This is a genomic window from Burkholderia semiarida, from assembly GCF_029268935.1.
Classification (GTDB): Bacteria; Pseudomonadota; Gammaproteobacteria; order Burkholderiales; family Burkholderiaceae; genus Burkholderia; species Burkholderia semiarida.
The window spans coordinates 769,012-787,785 of sequence record NZ_JAHLCL010000007.1; the positions used below are offsets into that span (position 1 = coordinate 769,012).

14 protein-coding genes are annotated in these 18,774 nt (G+C 68.9%); all 14 read right to left on the reverse strand.

From position 1 onward, the window contains the following. Window positions 1–133: 133 nt before the first annotated feature. Window positions 134–1,159: an ABC transporter substrate-binding protein gene (locus KPB06_RS16530; protein WP_104012251.1), complete on the reverse strand. Its 1,026-nt coding sequence runs from the start codon at window positions 1,157–1,159 to the stop codon at window positions 134–136. Next, window positions 1,156–1,962, reverse strand: coding sequence for a siderophore-iron reductase FhuF (gene fhuF, locus KPB06_RS16535; protein WP_104012157.1), 807 nt, complete (start codon window positions 1,960–1,962; stop codon window positions 1,156–1,158). The genes KPB06_RS16530 and fhuF overlap by 4 nt, the downstream gene beginning before the upstream one ends. After that, window positions 1,959–4,049, reverse strand: coding sequence for a Fe(3+)-hydroxamate ABC transporter permease FhuB (fhuB, locus tag KPB06_RS16540; protein ID WP_104012158.1), 2,091 nt, complete (start codon window positions 4,047–4,049; stop codon window positions 1,959–1,961). The genes fhuF and fhuB overlap by 4 nt, the downstream gene beginning before the upstream one ends. Further along, complete coding sequence (locus tag KPB06_RS16545; RefSeq protein WP_059584107.1) at window positions 4,046–4,894, reverse strand: ABC transporter ATP-binding protein; 849 nt, start codon at window positions 4,892–4,894, stop codon at window positions 4,046–4,048. The genes fhuB and KPB06_RS16545 overlap by 4 nt, the downstream gene beginning before the upstream one ends. Continuing rightward, entirely contained in the window at window positions 4,894–5,901 is a 1,008-nt protein-coding gene (locus KPB06_RS16550) for a TauD/TfdA family dioxygenase (protein ID WP_059584109.1), read from the reverse strand. The genes KPB06_RS16545 and KPB06_RS16550 overlap by 1 nt, the downstream gene beginning before the upstream one ends. A gap of 45 nt (window positions 5,902–5,946) precedes the next feature. After that, window positions 5,947–6,189, reverse strand: coding sequence for an MbtH family protein (locus KPB06_RS16555; RefSeq protein WP_006476052.1), 243 nt, complete (start codon window positions 6,187–6,189; stop codon window positions 5,947–5,949). Between the two features lie 85 nt (window positions 6,190–6,274). After that, complete coding sequence (locus KPB06_RS16560) at window positions 6,275–6,943, reverse strand: RNA polymerase factor sigma-70 (RefSeq protein ID WP_059584111.1); 669 nt, start codon at window positions 6,941–6,943, stop codon at window positions 6,275–6,277. A 244-nt stretch (window positions 6,944–7,187) separates the two neighbouring features. Continuing rightward, a complete protein-coding gene (locus KPB06_RS16565; RefSeq protein ID WP_104012159.1) occupies window positions 7,188–8,210 on the reverse strand; it encodes a fimbrial protein in 1,023 nt (340 codons plus the stop codon). After that, window positions 8,207–8,953 (reverse strand): fimbrial biogenesis chaperone, encoded by a 747-nt coding sequence (locus KPB06_RS16570; RefSeq protein WP_099316629.1) that lies wholly within the window; start codon window positions 8,951–8,953, stop codon window positions 8,207–8,209. Before KPB06_RS16570 ends, KPB06_RS16565 begins: the two co-directional genes overlap by 4 nt. A 16-nt stretch (window positions 8,954–8,969) precedes the next feature. After that, window positions 8,970–11,456, reverse strand: a complete 2,487-nt coding sequence (locus tag KPB06_RS16575; protein WP_456151267.1) for a fimbria/pilus outer membrane usher protein — start codon at window positions 11,454–11,456, stop codon at window positions 8,970–8,972. A gap of 88 nt (window positions 11,457–11,544) precedes the next feature. Next, a complete protein-coding gene (locus KPB06_RS16580) occupies window positions 11,545–12,057 on the reverse strand; it encodes a fimbrial protein (RefSeq protein WP_099316384.1) in 513 nt (170 codons plus the stop codon). 756 nt (window positions 12,058–12,813) lie between these two features. Beyond that, window positions 12,814–14,274 (reverse strand): efflux transporter outer membrane subunit, encoded by a 1,461-nt coding sequence (locus tag KPB06_RS16585; RefSeq protein ID WP_104012252.1) that lies wholly within the window; start codon window positions 14,272–14,274, stop codon window positions 12,814–12,816. Further along, complete coding sequence (locus KPB06_RS16590; RefSeq protein WP_059584118.1) at window positions 14,274–17,414, reverse strand: multidrug efflux RND transporter permease subunit; 3,141 nt, start codon at window positions 17,412–17,414, stop codon at window positions 14,274–14,276. The genes KPB06_RS16585 and KPB06_RS16590 overlap by 1 nt, the downstream gene beginning before the upstream one ends. Before the next feature lie 15 nt (window positions 17,415–17,429). After that, complete coding sequence (locus tag KPB06_RS16595) at window positions 17,430–18,632, reverse strand: MexX/AxyX family multidrug efflux RND transporter periplasmic adaptor subunit (protein ID WP_099316382.1); 1,203 nt, start codon at window positions 18,630–18,632, stop codon at window positions 17,430–17,432. Window positions 18,633–18,774: the final 142 nt, after the last annotated feature.

The window sequence follows — 18,774 nt, forward strand, 5'->3', positions numbered from 1 at the left end:
GATTGTCGTTTCAGCGGGGAACGTTGCTGACGCGCGGTGAAAAGGAAAGGTGGCAACCGCGCGTCGTGAGGTCGGTCGCAACGCCCTGCCCGTCAAACGCAGCATCGTCCGCGGCTCGACGCGCGCCGCGCGCTCAACGCACGGCCGGCAGCTTCAGCATCGTATCGGTCATCACGTCGGCCAGCTTCAGCGCCGACATCGGGCCGCCGAACCCCCAGATGTTGCGCTCGATCAGCGCGATCCGGTGCGCCTTCAGCGCGGGCACGAAACGCCACACCGGCGAATCGAGTTTCGCCGACAGTGGCACGTCCACCCCCGACGCGGTCACGAACAGCACGGCCAGGTCGCGCTGCCGCAGCAGATCGGCCGACGTCACGTACAGCGTGCCTTCCCGCGTCGGCTTCTTCGGCCACGGATCGAGCCCGAGCGCGCGCGCGAGGCCCGCCGACGTGCTGTTGCCCGTATAGGCCCAGTAACGGTCGGGCAGGCCGAGATCCTGCAGCAGCGCGACGCGCTCGCCGTGGCGGCCCGCGGCCGCGAGCCGCGCCGCATTGCGCGCGATGCCGGCATCGAGTTGCGCTTCGACCGCCTGCGCGCGCGCGTCGCGGCCCGTGACCGCACCGATCGTCCGGAAGATCTGGCGCATCCAGTCGAGCTGCGTGACGGGCACGCCGCCTTCGGACACGTTCGGGCTGAACTGGAACAGGATCGTCGGTGCGATCCGGTCGAGCGCATCGAAGATCGGCGCATGCCGGAAACCGACGCCGATGATCAGGTCCGGCTTGACCGCCGCGATCGCCTCGAGCCCCGGCTCCTGCCGCGAGCCGATGTCGGTCACGTGCGCGAGCTGCTCGCTGCGATAGCCGAGCCAGCCCGGGTAGAACGCGGTATCGGCCATCCCGACCGGCACGAGGTCGAGCGCGATCACGCTTTCCGCGAACATGAAGTCGAGCGCGACCACGCGCTGCGGCCGCACGGGCATCTTCGTGCTGGCCTGCGACACGACGGGATTGCCGGCCAGCGACACGGCGCCCTGTGTACCACGTGCATCGCCGGCGACGGAAGCCGCAGCGGCCGATGCGGAAAACGCGCCGCAGCATGCGGCGCCGAGTGCCGCCGCGAGCGTGCCGAGCGCGTGACGGCGGCCGGCGTGCGTCACCGGCACGCGTCCTGCTCGGCCAGCGCCGCGTCGTCCATCGTCAGTAGCAGGGGGCAGCTTCCACACAGTTGCGTTTCTCCAGGAATTTCGTAGCGCAGGCAGCACACGCGGCGCGCGCGAAACGGCGTCGGCAGCAGCGGCGAGCGCGGCACCGCATCGCGCACGGGCTGGCGCAGCGGATTCGGTTCGCCGCGCACGCAGGTCGAACCGAACAGCCAGTCCGCATCGCGGACGGGATCCACCGCGCACGGCAGCGAACGATACGTATCGAGCAGATAATCGAGCAGATTGCCCGCGTTGCTCCACAGCACGCGCGGCGTGACGCGGCCCATCGCCGCGAGCCGCTCGATCACCGCGCCGAGATGCGCGATGAGCCCCGCATAGCGCGGCTCCGGTTCGTCGCACGGCGCGCCGAGCGCATCGTTCGCGAAATACAGCGCGGCCGGCATCCCGTCGTCGAGCGCGACGAACGTGCGCTCGGGCGTCATGTCGAGCGGCCGGCCGAGCGTCAGCGCGGCGACGACGCCGGCCGGCGCCGCGCGGCCGAAATAGTATTTGCTCCATTGCGACATCAGCGCGCGCGCATGCTGCGCGGGATCACCGCCGTAATGGTCGACCATCGCGGCGAGCACGGCGTCGCGATGCGCGGGCAATTCGGCGACGGGCACGACGATACGGCCCGGCGCATGCACGTGTGCATCGTCGGGCATGCCGAGCCAGACGACGTCGAGATGTTCGGCGAACGGTTGCGGCGCGAACACCGAAAAGCGCGTGGCGCGCGCACCGTCGAGCGCGGGCGTCATCGCCCCGCGCGCCGGGCGCGGCGCCCCTCGAGAATCAGCAGCCCGAGCAGGTACGGCGCGCCGATCAGCGCGGTCAGCACGCCGGCCGGCACTTCGCGCGGCGCGACGACCGTGCGCGCCGCGAGATCCGCGACGCCGAGGATCAGCGCACCGCACGCCGCCGCGAGCCACAGCCGTGTGCGATGCCGGCGCGCGCCGAGCATCGTCGCGACGTGCGGCGCCATCAGCCCGATGAAGCCGACCGGCCCGACCGCCGCGACGGCCGCGCACGCGGCGAGCGTCGCGATCGTCAGCGCGAGCGGCCGCAGCGCGGCCACCGGCAGGCCGAGCGCGGCCGCCTGATCGTCGCCGAGCGCGAGCATGTCGAGCGGCTTCGCGAGCCACGCGAACACCGGCACCGCGAGCACGCACCACGGCAGCAGCATCGACACCTCGCCCCAACTGCGGCCATACGTGCCGCCGACGAGCCACACGACGAAGCGCGCGGGCTGCACGCTTTCCTGCGTGATCAGCCATTGCGCGAGCGTGGTCCACAATGCGCCGATCACGATGCCGGTCAGCGCAACCGCGAGCGGCGCGTAGCGATGCCGGTGATTCAGCGCGAGCGTAATCGCGAGCGACAGCCCGCCGCCGACCAGCGCGGCGGCGGCAAGCGTCACATGGCCCATCAGCGGCCACGTCGACAGCGCGAACAGCGTGACGAGCCCCGCGCCCTGCGTGACGCCGAGCACTTCGGGGCCCGCGAGCGGATTGCGTACGACGCTCTGCATCGCGACGCCGCTGACGGCCAGCAACGCGCCGGCGAGCAGCGCGCACAGCAGGCGCGGCATGCGCAGGTCGATCAGCATGCGCGCGAGCGCATCGTGACCGGACAGCGCGGCCGACCAGCGCGCGGGCGACAGCCACTCGGGGCCGGCCGACACGCCGACGAAGACCGCCAGTACGCCCGCCACGACGAACAGCGCGGTGCGCAGCGGCCAGCCGAGCCGTTCGAGCCAGCCGACGAGCCGCGTCGCGCCGCCGCCCGCCGCGCGTTCGGCATCCGCGTGCAGCACGCCCGACCACGCGGCGCCGCGCCGGATCATCGCGAGCATCAGCGGCGTGCCGACCAGCGCGATCGCGACGCCGGTCGACAGCGTTGCGTCGAGGCCCGACGCGAGCACCGCGCTGTCGGTGACGAGCACGAGCGCGCCGCCGGCGAGCGCCGACAGCGGCACCAGCACGCCGAGCCGCGCCGCACGCGCGCCGCGGACCTGGCGCAGCAGATTCGGCGCGACGAGGCCGACGTACGACAGCGGGCCCGCGATGCTGACGGCCACGCTCGTGAACGCGACCGCGACGATCGTCGCGGCGAGCCGCGTCGCATCGACGCGCACGCCGGCCGCGGCCGCCGCGTCGTCGCCGAGCGTGAGCGGATTCAGCGGCCGGATCACGAACGGCAGCGCGGCGAGCGGCACGACGAGCCAGCGCGCGGCGAGCGCGAGGCCCGTCGCGCCCGGCTGGTACAGGCTGCCGTTGGTCCACAGCGCGGCGCCCGCGATGTTCTGCTCGAAGAACGCAAGCACGAGCGTCGACAGCGCGGCAAACAGCAGCATGCACACGCTGCCCGCGAGCACGAGCCGCAACGGCGTCGCGCGCCAGCCGCCCGCCGCGACGATTGCGCACGCGGCGGCAGCGAGCCCGCAGACGAACAGCAGCGGCACCGACGCGACACCGGCCAACGCCGGCACCAGCATCGCCGCGAGCAGGCCGAGCTGGGCGCCGCCCGTCACGCCGAGCAGGTCGGGCGACGCGAGCGGATTGCGCGTGAGCGATTGAAACAACGCGCCGGCGATGCCGAGGCAGCCGCCCGCGACGAGCGCGGCCGCGACGCGCGGCAGATTCAGGTCGAACAGGAACACGTGCGCGAGCGCGGCGGCATCGCTGCCGGGCGCCGCGTCCCACCACACGCGCAGATCGGGGGCGATCCGTAGCGCGGCGAGCAGCGCGATCAGCACGACGAGGCCGAGCGCAATCGCGCCGGCCCGCCCTGCGGTCGCCCGCTTGCCCGTCGCCGCGAGGCGCTTGCGCATCGCGAACGTCGTCATACCGCGAGATCCCGGTCGAAAACGCCGGCCGCCTGCGGCGCGCCGTCGGTCGACGGCCCGTAGGCCGGCACGCACATCGGCGCGCCCGTCTGCGGATGCGCGAGCTTCAGCATCTCGACGCCGAACGCCGCACGCAGCCGCGCCGGATCGAGCATCGCGTCGGGTGTGCCCTGCGCGACGAGGCGACCCGCGCGCATCAGCACGATCTCGTCGCTGTACGCGGCCGCCTGGTTCAGGTCGTGCAGCACCCACACGATCGTCAGCCCGCGCGCGCGGTTCAGCGCACGCAGCGCATCGAGGATGTCGAGCTGGTGATGGATGTCGAGGTAGGTCGTCGGTTCGTCGAGCAGCACGATCGGCGCCTGCTGCGCGAGCGCCATCGCGATCCACGCGCGCTGGCGTTCGCCGCCCGACAGCGCGCCGACGTCGCGCTCCGCGTCGCCCGCGAGGCCGCTCGTGTCGAGCGCCTCGTCGATCGCCGCATGATCGGCCCGCGACAGGCCGCGCAGGAAGCCGCCGTACGCATAGCGCCCGTACGCGACGAGCTCGCGCACCGTGAGGCCCGACGGAATCTGGTTGAACTGCGCGAGCATCGTCAGCTCGCGCGCGAGCGCGCGGCGGCGAAACGACGCGAGCGGCCGGCCGTTCACTTCGACATGGCCGGCACGCGCGGGCTGCAGGCCCGCCAGCGTGCGCAGCAGCGTGCTCTTGCCGCAGCCGTTCGGTCCGCACAGCGCGGTTACGCGGCCGGCCGCGATCGACAGGTCCAGCCCGTCGATCACGACATGGTCGCGATATCCCACCGACAGCCCGCGCGCGGCAAGCGCGGCGGTACTACGCGTCATCAATCCTCCGTTCGGTCGCGCGGGACCGTATAACTCTGCGCCATCGCGACGACGACCTTGCGCGGCCCCTCGAACGGGTCGCGCGCATGCGCGGTCAGCATGTTGTCGAGCATCAGCACGTCGCCGGTGCGCCACGGGAACACGATGCGCTGCTGGTCGAGCACGCCGCGGATCTGCGCGAGCACGTCGGCCTCGAGCGGTTCGCCGTCGCCGTAATACACGTTGCGCGGCACGTTCTCCAGCCCGACCGCGTCGACGAGCGCTTCCTGCATGTCGTCGTCGAGCGCCGACAGGTGAAACAGGTTCGCCTGGTTGAACCATACGCGATCGCCCGTGCGCGGATGACGCGCGACGGCCTGACAGCGTTCGCGTGTGCGCAGCAGCAATTCGCCGTCGTCGTCGGTGCGCCATGCGCATTCGATCCCGCGCGCCGCGCACATCCGCTCGACCTCGGCCGGCTCGTCGGTGCCGAACGACTGCTGCCACGGCAGGTCGAGGCCCTGCCCGAAATTGCGCACGTACAGCAGCTCGCGCTTCTCGAAGCGCGCGACGAGCGCGGGATCGAGCGCGCGATACACGGCGCGGCTGTCCGCGATCGGCGTCGCCCCGCCCTTCGGCGCGGCGAGCGCGCAGTGGAACCAGATGCGCAGCGGCCATTCGCGCGTGTACGACTGCTCGTTGTGCAGCGGAATCGCGCGGTGCGGCGGGTATTCGGTCGACGTGTAGACCGCGCCCTCGACCTGGCTGCGCGGCGTCGACGCGTATTCATAGCCGATCAGCGGATCGCCGAACGAGGCCGCGAATTGCTGGAATGCGTCGATCGACGGCACGCGAAAGCCCGTGAACAGCACGCCGCCCGCCCTCTCGAGCGTGTCGGCCGCGATCTCGCGCGCGAGCGGCGCGACCTCGTCGATCGACATCCCGTCGTTGCCGCGCGGCGACACGACGGTGGGCAGTCCCGGCTCGATACGCAGGTCGTCGAGCGTCGGCAACGAAAGCAGGGTCATGCAACGTCCTCTTCAGGTGGCGCGCCGCGCATGCGGCGCAACGGGTCACGACGCGCGCGTCGCGCGCTCGCCGTCCATCGCGCGGCGCAGGCTCGCGGGGCGCATGTCGGTCCAGACGGTCTCGATGTGCGCGAGACAGTCAGCCTTCGGGCCGCTCACGCCCACTTCGCGCCAGCCGGCCGGCACGGGCCGGAACGTCGGCCAGATCGAATACTGTTCTTCGTCGTTGATGACGACCGTATAGACGAGATCGTCGGTGTCGGCGGAAGGCGTCGGGGCTTGCGTCATGATCGGAAATCGCTGGGCGGTTGAAGGAGGCGGAGCGGCGAATTGGGCCGCTCCTGTCTGATAGACGGTTGGCCGGCGCGTTTTTTTACCGCCGCCGCGCGCGGCCGCCCAGGAACACCGGGCAGGCGACGCCGCGATGGCACGCGTCAAGGCATTCCGCGCAGTGGCGCTCCGCGTCGCGCACCATGAAATGCACGAGCGTCTGCGACACGTTCAGCGCGCGCGCCGCGGTCTGCAGCGTCTCCTCGCGCAGCCGCACCATCTCGAATGCGGCCCGGCTGCGCGCCGGCAGGTCGTCGAGCGCGGCCCACACGCGCCGCAGCGTGTCGCGCGTCATCAGCGCGGCTTCCGGCGTCGGCTCGGGCGACGGCACGTCGAAGCCGTCGTCCTCTTCCGTGTGATAGATGTTTTCGAGGCTTTGCCGACGGCACGCGTCGATCGACGCATTGCGCACCATCCGCGTCACGTACGCGACCGGCTGACGCACCGCGTCCTGGTTCGGGAATTCGACGAGCTTCACGAACACGTCGTGCACGACGTCCTCCGCGCGGCTCGCGCAGCCGACGAAGCCGCGCGCGACGTTGACGAGCATCGCGCGATGCGAGATCAGCACGTCGAGCAGCGCGCCCTGCGCACGGGGCTCGGCCGCCCGGCGCGCACGCGGCGCGGCGCGCGGCGGCAGGTCCGGATAACTGCCGAGGAACGGGTTCGCCGCTGCCGCCGCCGGTCGGTCGAGCACTTCCGCCATCGCCATCGATCTGCTCCGTCAAATTCCGAGATAGCGCAATTTAACGTAAACGCAAATCATTCTCAATCCGATTACAGGATGACCCTTCCGGTTGTCGGGATTTGTCTGAACAATCGACGGAATCCATGTTTTGACGGATGGGACGCATCCGGCCGCACCATCTGGCGGCGAGTTTGAAAAAACGCCGACACGCCGCCGTTTCCCTTGATCCGCGTGCCGCCGCTTCGGCCGTGCCCGCCGCCGTCCGCCGTCAGTAGATAAACAACCGAATCGTCGCCGTCGCGTCGAATCGTCCGATCTTCGGCGGACCGAACGACTTCAGCACCGCGTCCATCAACACGCTCTGATTCATCACGTTGGACGCGAACTGAGCCAGCGTGAACTGCTGGTTGAACGGAATGGCCCTGCCCTGGCTGTCCTCGATGCCGATCCCGAAATTGCTGTCCTTCGCCGGCACCAGCAAACCGTTCTGGACCGGAAAACTCGTTTCGAAATACCCGTCCACCCGCACCGCGACGTTGCACTTCTTGGTCAACGACAACGAGAACCGCTTGCGCGGCACCGCCGGCAGGAAGCCGCTACCCGCCGCCTGCACCTGTCCGAAATTGACGATGCCCGGTTCGGGCGTCACGAGCACGTCGACGAAGCACGGCGTCGGCTTGAGGTTGCGCAGGCCGCTCAGGCGGTACTGGAAGCTCGTGCCGAACGCATTCAGTCCGAACTCGCCGTCGAACTGGAACACCGTATAGATATCGCTCGGCGGCTGGATCCAGTTGCCCTTCTTGCGCACGACGACCTGGTAGTCGATGCTGATGTTCGTGCGCTGGCAACGGCCCCGATCGAAGTCGTACCGGCTGCACGGCGGCACCGCATACCCGGTAAACACCCCGCCGCCGCGATTGCTGGTCTTGTCGAAATAATCGACGCCCTTGTAGCGGATGCCGATCTCGAGCCCCCATGCGGCAGGGTCCGTGCGATTCGGATTCGCGTAGAAGTAAATGTTGTCGACGACCTTCAGGCTGCCGGCGTCACCCAGATCCTTGTAGCAATACCCCGACGTCGTGCGCACCGGCGACACCCAGATCACATAGCCGTCCGGCGCATCGGTCGGGTACGACGCCACGCCGCCGATCGGCTCGGTCAACGAAGTCGCGCCGCTGTTGGTCAGGCAGCGCAGCGCCCACGCCGGCTGCACCGCCGCGACCAGCAGCGCGAGGACGACCCAGCGCAACCATGCCGCCGGCGACACCCGTTGACGCATGCCCCCGCTCATCGCTTCACGCTCTTGCACACACCCGCGTCGCACGCATATTCGACCGCCACCTGGCCACCGTAATCGTCGATATGCGTGACGAACAGCGTCGACGGCGTCGCCGCCTTGAACGGCACGTCGGCCGTGCTCATCGGGCTCACCATCACCGGGTCGATCGGCACCGGCGTCTTCTGCGCGCCCGCGCTCACGTCGACGACCGTCACGTGGTACGGCGTCGGGTTGTCGAACACCAGCCTGTGCGCGGCCGCGTCGACGCGCAGCGTCATCGGCAGCGTCCAGTCCTCGTCGCGGGCGGGCTGCACGGCCTTCGGCCGGTAGAACAGCTTCATCTGCGTATGCAGCGCGATCTGCAGCGTGTTCGGCGTGTCGGTCTTCGGCGGCACTTCGCGGATGTTCAGATAGAACACCGTTTCGCGATCGGCCGGCAGCTCGGCGCCCGGCAGCTTCGCGATTCGCAGCACGTTGCGCTCGTTCGCCTCGATGCGCTGCAGCGGCGGCACGACCATCAGCGGCGACGTGACCCTGTTGCCCTTCGCGTCCTCCAGCCACGACTGCACGAGATACGGATACGTCGTGCTCTTGTTGGTGATCGTCACGATCGCGGCCTGTTCGCCTTCGTTGAAGATCACGCGCGTGCGATCGGGCACGATCGCCGCATGGGCGGCGCCCGCGAGCAGCGCGCCGGCGGTCGCGAGCGCGCACAGCGCGCGCCGCGGGAAAGAAAGGGCAAAGGAATTGTTCATCGCTGGATCCGTGAAATCATCGTTCGACGCGCGCGGCCGCCGCATGCGACTCGCCGGACGTCCGGCACGTCACCGGAATCGGCGTGCCTTCGAGTTGGAGCTGGCTCGGCAGTGCGTCGATCGTGCAGAGCGTCCGTTCGCCCGCCCGCACCGCCAGCGTGGATTTCGGCTGAACCTGGGTCAGGAACGCCGCACCGCCCTCGCCGACGATGCCGAGTTCCTTGCCGTTCGCCGCGTCCTGCACCGACGCGCCGAACGGCAGCGGCTTGCCGGCCGGGTCGGTCAGCGTCAGGTACAGATTGCTGCCGCGCGCGGTGGAGAATTCGACGAAGCCGATCGCGCCGTCGGTCAGCACCATGCGCTGGATCGGGTTCGTCACCTGCACTTCGAGCGGCAGCTTCTCGACGTTGACGGTCGCGTCGTACACGTTGTACGGCGAGATGCCGTCGAGCACCGCGTAGCCGCGCGAATCGGTATGCGCAAGCGTGCCCGACAGCGGCACGTCGGGCACGCCGTCGGTCGACACCAGCAGCCGCGTATCGCCCGCATTGCCGTTCGCGTGCGCGGACACGCCGTACTGCGTCGCGACGAACGAGCCGTCGACCTCGAGCGACGCGGCCGCATACGCATTGGCGAGCGTCGATGCCTGCGCGGTGAGCTGGTACGCCGACGTGCGCTGGCGGAAGCTCGCGTTCGCCGATGCACGCCCGTCGGTCTCGCCCGCATTGACCTGATACGTGCGGCCGGCCGGATCGTCGTAGATGTAGCCGGCGTTCACGCTGGTGCTGCCGCTGCCCGTCGTCAGGTTCGACGTGACGGTGTGGCGGCCGCCGATCGGCAGCGTCGCGGTGACCGAGAACTGATTGCCGCTCGCGCCCGCGCTCTGCGTGCGAAATGCCGACACGCTGACGTTCAGGTTGCGCAGCGTGCCGATCGAGAACGCACGCGTGAGCGTCAGGCCGACCCGCTGCTCGGATGCGCGCGCCCAGTAGGTCGTCTGGTCGTACGAGAAATAGGTCGACGTGTCGCCGAAGCGCTTCGACAGCGTCGCCGAATAGCGCTGCTTGCTGTTGGCGAGGCCGTACGCGGTCGGATCGCCCGAGAATTGCGCGAAGTTCGTGTACTCGCGCTCGGAGAAGCGGTAGCCGAAAAAGCGCACGTCGGCATCGAGCCCGTCGAAGTGCTTCGAATAGTTGACGCGATACGAGTTGCCGTTGCGTGTCGCGCCGTTCCACCACAGGCGCGCCCGAGCATGCGTGACGTCGGCCGACACCGCGCCGAACGCGCCGAAATCGCGGCCGACGCCGAGCGCGACCGACGTGTAGCCCGACGCGGCGATGAAACCGCCATAGGCGGTGATGTCGAACGGCAGCCCGTACGCGATCTCGCCGAAGCCGAAGAACGGCGCGATGCCGGCGCCGCCGAACAGGCGCGGCTTGCCGACCGCGGCCTTGTAGCGCAACTGCCCGGTGCGCGCGAGGAACGGCACGGCGGCCGTCGTCACCTGGAAGCGCTGCACGCTGCCGTCCTCTTCCTCGACCGCCACGTCGAGCGTGCCCTGCACGCTCGTATTGATGTTCTGCAGCGCGAACGCGCCCGGCGACACGCGCGTCACGTACAGCACGCGGCCGGCCTGCGACACCGTCACGGTCGCGTTGGTGCGCGCGACGCCCGAGATCAGCGGCGCATAGCCGCGCAGCGACGGCGGCAGCATGCGGTCGTCGCTGCGGATCGACGCACCCGTCAGCGCGAACGTGTCGAAAATGTCGGAGCTCAGGTAGTCGTCGCCGAACGTCACCGTCGATTCGATCGACGGCAGCGCGCGAAAGGCATACAGCCGGCTGAAGCGGAACGTGCGGTCCGCGTACGCGGTATTCCCTACGTTCGATTGCGCCTGGTAGTCGCCGCGAAAGCGCCACGCATCCCAGTTCGCGCCGACCGTCCCGTACGCCTGGATCGAATTCGTCTGGCCGCCGCCCGAGCCGAAGTTGCGGTTCGTGTTCGCGATCACGCGATAGTCGAGCATCGCACCCGGAATGCCTTCGGACCAGCGCGCCGGCGGCAGGTAGGTCGAATCGGTGAACTCGAGCGCCGCCTGCGGAATCGTGATCTTGAGCCGCCCGTCGCTTTTCAGGTAACGCACGGTCGCGCCCTCGATCGCGCCGAGGTCGACGCAACGCCCACCCTGGAAGCGCGGCAGATCCTTCACGAGCGACGGCTTCAGCCCGAACTGCGCGACGAGCTCCGGCCGCAGGCACGGCTTGCCCGCGCCTGATGCGTCGAGCGCGATGAACTCGATCGATTGCAGCCCGTAGAACAGGTCGTTGACCTGCACGTCGAGCATGTATTCGCCCGGCAACGTGAAGTCGGGCTGCGAGAACTGCGACAGGTCGACGTTGTTCGTACCGCCGATGTCGAGGAACGACGAATTGAATTCCGTCGCCTGGCTCTGGCTGCCGACGACCAGCACGGAGACGCAAAGGAAGGAATGTCTGATTCGCACGCGGCGCTACCGGGAGTCCAGGGAGAAGGAAAACGGGGGAAAGATGACGGAGGAAGGGATGCACGCCTCCCTCCTCCGGTACGGACGCTTACTGGTAGCGGACCGTGAAGTTCGCGACGCCGTCCGCGGTACCCGGCGTCACGCCGGCTGCCGTCGCTTCGTACATCGCCGCGAAGCGCGCGATGTTCGTGCCGTTCTGCAGCACCGTCGGCGCCTTCTGTTCGGCGCCGTTGTCGAGGTACTCGCCCGACGCGGCCTGCAGGCGGATGCCGACATTGGTTGCCGAACCGATCGTGGCGAGCAGCTTCGGCTGGCCGGCGCTCGACGTACCCGTGAACGTGAAGTACGCGTTCTTCGCGACGCTGGTGTCGCAATCGGTCAGCTTGATGTCGAAGTTGGTCGGCGTGGACTTGTCGCCGGCCTGCTTGAACACGTTGGTCGGCACCTTGCCGAGGTTCACGGTCTGGTTGACCGAGCCCGAGTCGATGCCGCATGCGCCCGCGACGATCTCGCCGGTGAAGTTGATCGTGCCGGTGCCCGCCGCGAAGGCCGAGGTGGACAGGGCCGCGAGTGCGACAGCGGTCAGGATGGGTTTTTTCATGAAGTTTCCCGTAAGGAGTGCAAATGGAATGGATGACGTGGCGGACGCAAACGGCAGCGTGTGGTGGCTCCCGTCCGTCACGAGGCGGCATTATCGAGATAACCATGAAAGATTTCTGTAAATCATTGTCAAATCCGCCTGACAATGTTCGATTTACCCCTCTAAACCCGCATTCTTTCCTTTCCATTTTCAATTATCGAATTTTCATCCGCAGTCCTTTTTTATTTTTCGGAACTGGTTGAAGATTAAGGGAATTTCTTGCCGATAATCGCTGTCGCGCCACCAGCCCTTGCCTGCATTGGTTTGCATGGGAGCGCCATTCAAAAGACAAAACATTGTCCAAAGCCGCCACCGTTGTCATATTGCAACGCGAATATCGCGCCATTTTCAACTGACAGGAAATTAACGACGGCACTCCATCGATATGGATTTATCGCGCAAACGATTGCGAAAAGCATACAAACGTTTTACCGCGACACTTTGTCGCCGCCATTAATTCCAATGCATTGATTAATTCGATCGTCAATTGCCGATCGTGAAACCGCATGCACGCGCGGCCGCTGGAACGCGGCTGGCATGCCGGATTGGGCGAAATGAAAAGCGCGGAGACGGTCCGCCGAACGGTGAAAGGAAGCGCCGACGACGATCGGCGGCACGGCGGGCGGTACGCCCTGTCGAAGCGGCGGCCGAACGTCGAAGCGCGTGGCCGCCGTGAAGTCGCCCGACACGCCGCGGCGTCGGGCGACGAATCGCACGTCACGCGGAAGCCGCGGCCTCCGCCGTTGCCGGCGCCCAGCCGCCGCCGAGCGCACGGTACAGCGCGATCGCGTTCGCGAGCCTGAGCTGCCTGAGCCGGATCTGTTCCTGCCCCGACTCGTACGTGCTGCGCTGGGCGTCGAGCAGTTCGAGATAAGTCGCGACGCCGCCCGCGTAGCGACGCTCCGCCAGCTTCAGCCGCGCGCCGTCCGCCTCATATACATCCTGCTGCGCGGCGAGCTGCCGGTCGATCCAGTCGCGCGCGGCGAACGCATCGGCCACTTCGCGAAACGCGGTCTGCACCGCCTTCTCGTATTCGGCAACGGCGATGTCCTTGCGTGCGTTGGCGACGTCGAGGTTCGCGCGATTGCGGCCGCCCGCGAAAATCGGCAGCGTGATGCGCGGCGCGAACGTCCACACGCTCGTGCCAGCCGCGAACAGGCTCGAGAACGCGTCGCTCACCGAGCCGTAGTCCGTCGTCAGCGCGATGCGCGGGAAGAACGCCGCGCGCGCCGCGCCGATGTTCGCGTTCGCGGCCTTCAGCCGTGCCTCGGCCTGCCGGATGTCCGGCCGCCGTTCGAGCAATGCGCTCGGCGCACCGGGCGCCACGGGCGCGATCGACAGCGCGTCGAGTGCGGTCGCGTCGCCGGGCACGCTGCGCGCGAAGTCGCCCGCCAGCAATTGCAGCGCCCGTACGGCCTGCGCATGCTCGCGCCGCAGCGCGGCCTGCGACGCGCGCGCGGACGCCACCAGCATCTCGGCCGAGCGCAGCTCGATCGCGTCGCTCGTGCCGGCCGCATAGCGGCGTTGCGTGAGCGCGGCCATCCGCTCGCGCGCATCGAGCGTGCGCTGAGCGAGCGCCAGTTGCTCGTGCAACGATCGTTCGGAAACGTACGCGCCCGCCACTTCGGCGATCACGCCGATGCGGACCGTACGCTGCGCGTCGGCCGTCGCGAAATATTCGGCGAGCGCCGCGTCGGACAGGTTGCGCACGCGGCCGAACAGGTCGAGCTCGTATGCGCTGACGCCGACGCCCGCGCGGTACAGCCCGCTGATCGCGCTTTCGCGCACGACCGGATCGTACTGGCGCGCGCGTTCATAGCCGAGATTCGCATCAACCGACGGCATCAGGTCAGCACGCTGCACGCCGTACAGCGCGCGCGCTTCCTCGAGCCGGCCGGCCGCGATCCGCAGGTCGCGATTGTTCGCGAGCGCCGCGTCGATCCACGCCTGCAGCGCCGGATCGGTGAAATACGCATGCCAGTCGTCGAGCAGCGCCGCATCCTGCGCCGCGGCCGACGCGCCGGCCGGTGTCGTATTGCCGTCGACCGGCGCATAGGTCGCCGGCACCGGCGCCGCCGGGCGTTCGTAACGCGGCGCGAGCGAGCACCCGGCGAGCGCGAGCGCGGCGGCGAGCGCCGCCGGAAGCCGCCGCGCGGCGCGTGCATTCAGCGCGAACATCATGGTTGCGAACCCTCCATCGTCGTCGGCTGCGCGCCGCCGCGCCGGCGCGGGCCGACGTCGAACAGGCGGCCGACGATCACGAAAAACAGCGGGACGAGAAACACCGCGAGCACGGTCGCCGTGATCACGCCGCCGAGCACGCCGGTGCCGATCGCCGTCTGCGCGCCGGACGCGGCGCCCGATGCGAACGCGAGCGGCAGCACGCCGACGCCGAACGCGAGCGACGTCATCACGATCGGCCGCAGCCGCAGGCGCGCGGCCTCGAGCGCCGCGTCGACGAGCGACATGCGCTGCGCGACGAGATCCTTCGCGACTTCGACGATCAGGATCGCGTTCTTCGCGGACAGCCCGATCGTCGCGATCAGCCCCACCTTGAAATAGATGTCGTTCGGCATCGCGCGCAGCGTGACGCCGAGCACCGCGCCGATCACGCCGAGCGGCACGACCAGCATCACCGCGAACGGAATCGACCAGCTCTCGTAGAGCGCCGCGAGCGCGAGGAACACGACCAGCACCGACAGCGCGAACAGCATCGGCGCCTGCGCGCCCGACAGCCGCTCCTCGAACGACTGCCCCGACCACGCATAGCCGATGCCGGCCGGCAGTTTCGCGGCGATCCGCTCGATCGCGCTCATCGCCTCGCCGCTGCTGTGGCCGGCCGCGGCCGAGCCGTTGATCGTGAACGACGGATAGCCGTTGTAGCGCGTGAGCTGCGGCGGCCCGAGCGTCCAGTGCAGCGTCGTGAACGCCGCGAGCGGCACCATCTCGCCGCGCGCGTTGCGCACGCGCAGCTTCTTCACGTCGTCCGGATCGAGCCGGTGCCGCCCGTCGGCCTGCACCATCACGCGCCGCACCTGCGTGCCGTGCATGAAGTCGCCGATATAGTCGGAGCCGAACATCACCGCGAGCGTCGTGTTGATCTCGTCCATCGACACGCCGAGCGCGGACGCCTTCGCGCGATCGATGTCGAGCTTCAGTTGCGGCGCGTCCTGCGTGCCCGCGAACATCAGATCGGTGAGCGCACGATCCTTGCCGCCCGCCGCGAGCAGTTGCTCGCGCGCGGCGCTGAACGTCGCGTAGTCGAGCCCGCCGCGGTTCTGCAGCCGGAAGTCGAAGCCGCTCGACGAGCCGAGATCGGGCAGCGCCGGCGAGTTCATCGCGAACACCGTCGTGTTCGGCGTGCCCGCGAAGCGTTCGTTGATGCGCGCGACGATCGCTTGCACGTGATCGCGCGCGGCCTTGCGCGCCTTCCAGTTCTTCAGCGTGACGAAGATCATCCCGCCGTTCGGCCCTTCGCCGTAGAGGTTGAAGCCGCCGAGCGCATAGGTATAGGCGGCCGGCTCGTCGCGGCGGATGGCCGACTCGACTTCGCGCACGCTCTGCATCGTTTCCGCGAGCGGCGTGCCTTGCGGGCGGATCACCATCACCATGAAGTTGCCCTGATCCTCGTCCGGCAGGAACGCGGTCGGCAGTTGCGTGAGCATCAGCGCGGCGGCCGCGGTCAGCGCGCCGTACACGACGAGCCAGCGTACCGGCTTCTTCAGCATCGCGCCGACCCGCGCCGCGTAGCGCTGCGTCGCCCGCGCGACGAAGCGGTTGAACCCGCCGAAGAAGCCGCGCTTCTCGTGATGGTCGCCGGACACCGGCTTGAGCAGCGTCGCGCACAGCGCGGGCGTCAGCGACAGCGCGAGGAAGGCCGAGAAGCCGATCGACACCGCGAGCGACAGCGCGAACTGCCGATAGATGTTGCCCACCGCGCCGCCGAAGAACGCCATCGGCACGAACACCGACGTGAGCACCACGGTGATCCCGACAATCGCGCCGCTGATCTGCCGCATCGCCTTGACGGTCGCGTCGTACGGCCCGAGCCCTTCCTCGACCATCAGCCGCTCGACGTTCTCGACGACGACGATCGCGTCGTCGACGAGAATGCCGATCGCGAGCACCATCCCGAACATCGTCAGCACGTTGATCGAGAAGCCGGCCGCGTACATCACGCCGAACGTGCCCGCGAGCGCGACCGGCACGACGAGCGTCGGAATCAGCGTCGCGCGCAGGTTCTGCATGAACAGGAACATCACCAGGAACACCAGCACGCCGGCCTCGATCAGCGTCGTGACGACCTTGTTCATCGACACGCGCACGAACGACGACGTCTCGTACGGGATCTGGTATTTCACGCCCGGCGGAAAGTACTTCGACAGCTCGTCCATCGTCGCGCGCACGCGCTTCTCGGTGGACACCGCGTTCGAGCCCGGCGCGAGCTTGATGCCCATCCCGGTCGCGACCTTGCCGTTCACGTACGACGGATAGTTGTAGTCGTTGCCGCCGAATTCGATGCGCGCGACGTCGCGCAGGAACAGCGCGGAGCCGTCCGGCCGCGCGCGCAGCGCGATCGCGCCGAAATCGGCCGGCGTCTTCAGCGGCGCGTCCGCGAACACGGTCGCCGCGATCGGCGCGCTGTCCGGCACCGCGCTGCGGCCGATGTCGCCGATCGTCACGCGCGCGTTGTGCGCGCGCACGGCCGACGCGATGTCCGACGCGGTGAGGCCGTGCCCGGCCAGCTTCACCGGGTCGGGCCAGATCCGCATCGCATATTCGGCGCCCCAGAACTGCACCTTGCCGACACCCTCGACGCGGCGCAGCGCCTGCACGACGTTCGCCGACGCGTATTCGCCGAGCTGCACGTCGGTCATCCGGCCGTCGTCGGACGTCAGCGACACGACGAGCTGGATGTTGTCGGCGGCCTTCTCGACCTGGATGCCGTCGCGGCGCACGGGCTCGGGCAGGCGCGCATCGACCGTCTTCAGCCGGTTCTGCACTTCGACGGCCGCGAGATCGGCGTTCACGCCCTGCTTGAACGTCAGGTACAGCGACGCCGCCCCGGCGCTGCTCGTCGCGGACGTATACAGCAATCCCGGCGCGCCGTTCATTTCGCGCTCGATCAGCGCGGTCACCGATTCCTCGACGACCTGCGCGGACGCGCCCGGGTACGCCGCATAGATGCTGACGACGGGCGGCGCGATGTCCGGGTACTGCGCCACGGGCAGCGCGCGGATCGCGAACAGGCCGCCCAGCATGATGAAGATGGCGATCACCCACGCGAAGACGGGGCGATCGATGAAGAAACGTGCCATGTTGGTTTGAACCGGTCAGGTTTGACGGGCGGCCGCCCGCGAAGCGGCCGCTGCCGGCGCCGCCTTCGACCGCGGCGCCTTTTCGACGGGCTTGACGGTGGTATCCGGCGCGAACTGCGCGGCGTCGTCGACGATCACGCGCTCGCCGCCCGCGAGGCCGCGCGTGATGCGCCAGTCGTGGCCGCTCATCTGGTCGGCCGTGACCTCGACGTCCTTGACCTTGCCGTTCGCGCCCACCACACGCACCGACGTACGGTCGGCGGTACGCAGCAGCGCGTCGCGCGGCACGAGGATCGCCCGCTGGTCGACCGCCGTGTCGAGCGCGATCCGCACATATGCGCCGGGCAGCAGCTCGCGCTCCGGATTCGGGAACAGCGCGCGCATCGCGACGGTGTCGGTGGTCGGATCGACCGCGAGATCGCTGAACAGCAGCTTGCCCTTCAGCGGATACGCGGTGCCGTCCGCGCGCAGCAGCGTCACCGCGATGTCGTGCTGCGCGATGCCCGTCGCGCGCCCGCTCTTCACCGCGCGACGCAATGCGTCCACGTCGGCGGCCGGCTGCGAGAAGTTCACGTAGATCGGATCGAGCTGCTCGACGGTCGTCAGCGGCGTCGCCTGGTCCTGGCCGACGAGCGCGCCCTCGGTCACGAGTGCGCGCCGTGCGCGGCCCGCGATCGGCGCGGTGACGGTCGCGTAGTCGAGCTGCAGTTGCGCGCGTGCGAGTTCCGCCTTCGCCGAAGCGACCTCGGCCTTCGCCTGCGTATCGGCCGCGACGGCCTCGGTGTGGTCGCGCTCGCTCACCGCGCGATCGCGCACGAGATCGTCGTAACGGCGGCGCTTGTCGGTCGCCGCGAGCGCGGCGGCCTGCGCCTTCGCGAGCGCGCCCTGCGCGGCGTCGCGGGCGGCCTTCAGCGGTGCGGGATCGATGCGGAACAGCACCGCGCCCTGCTTCACTTCCTGGCCTTCCTCGTAGGTGCGCGCGGTGACGATGCCTGCGACCCGCGCGCGGACTTCCGCCTGCCGGTATGCGTCCAGCCGGCCCGGCAGTTCGACGGTCATCGGCACCGCCGTCGGGCGCACCGTCACGACGGCGGCCTGCTTCGCGGCCTCCGGCGCGGCGTCCTCGTCGCCCTTTCCGCATCCACCCACCGCCAGCAGGGCCGCGAGCGCGAACGGCGCCAGCCGCGTGCGGCGCCACAGGGTGCGTTTGTTATTCATGTTCTGACCTCGGAACGTTCGCCGCCGATACAATGCGGCGGCTCAGGGTGGCCGATTATAATCAGTCATGTCTGATTAAATACAGGCTCCTTCAATCTGACCGACACACTGTCTCAATAAAACGACAGCGAACTGTAAGGAA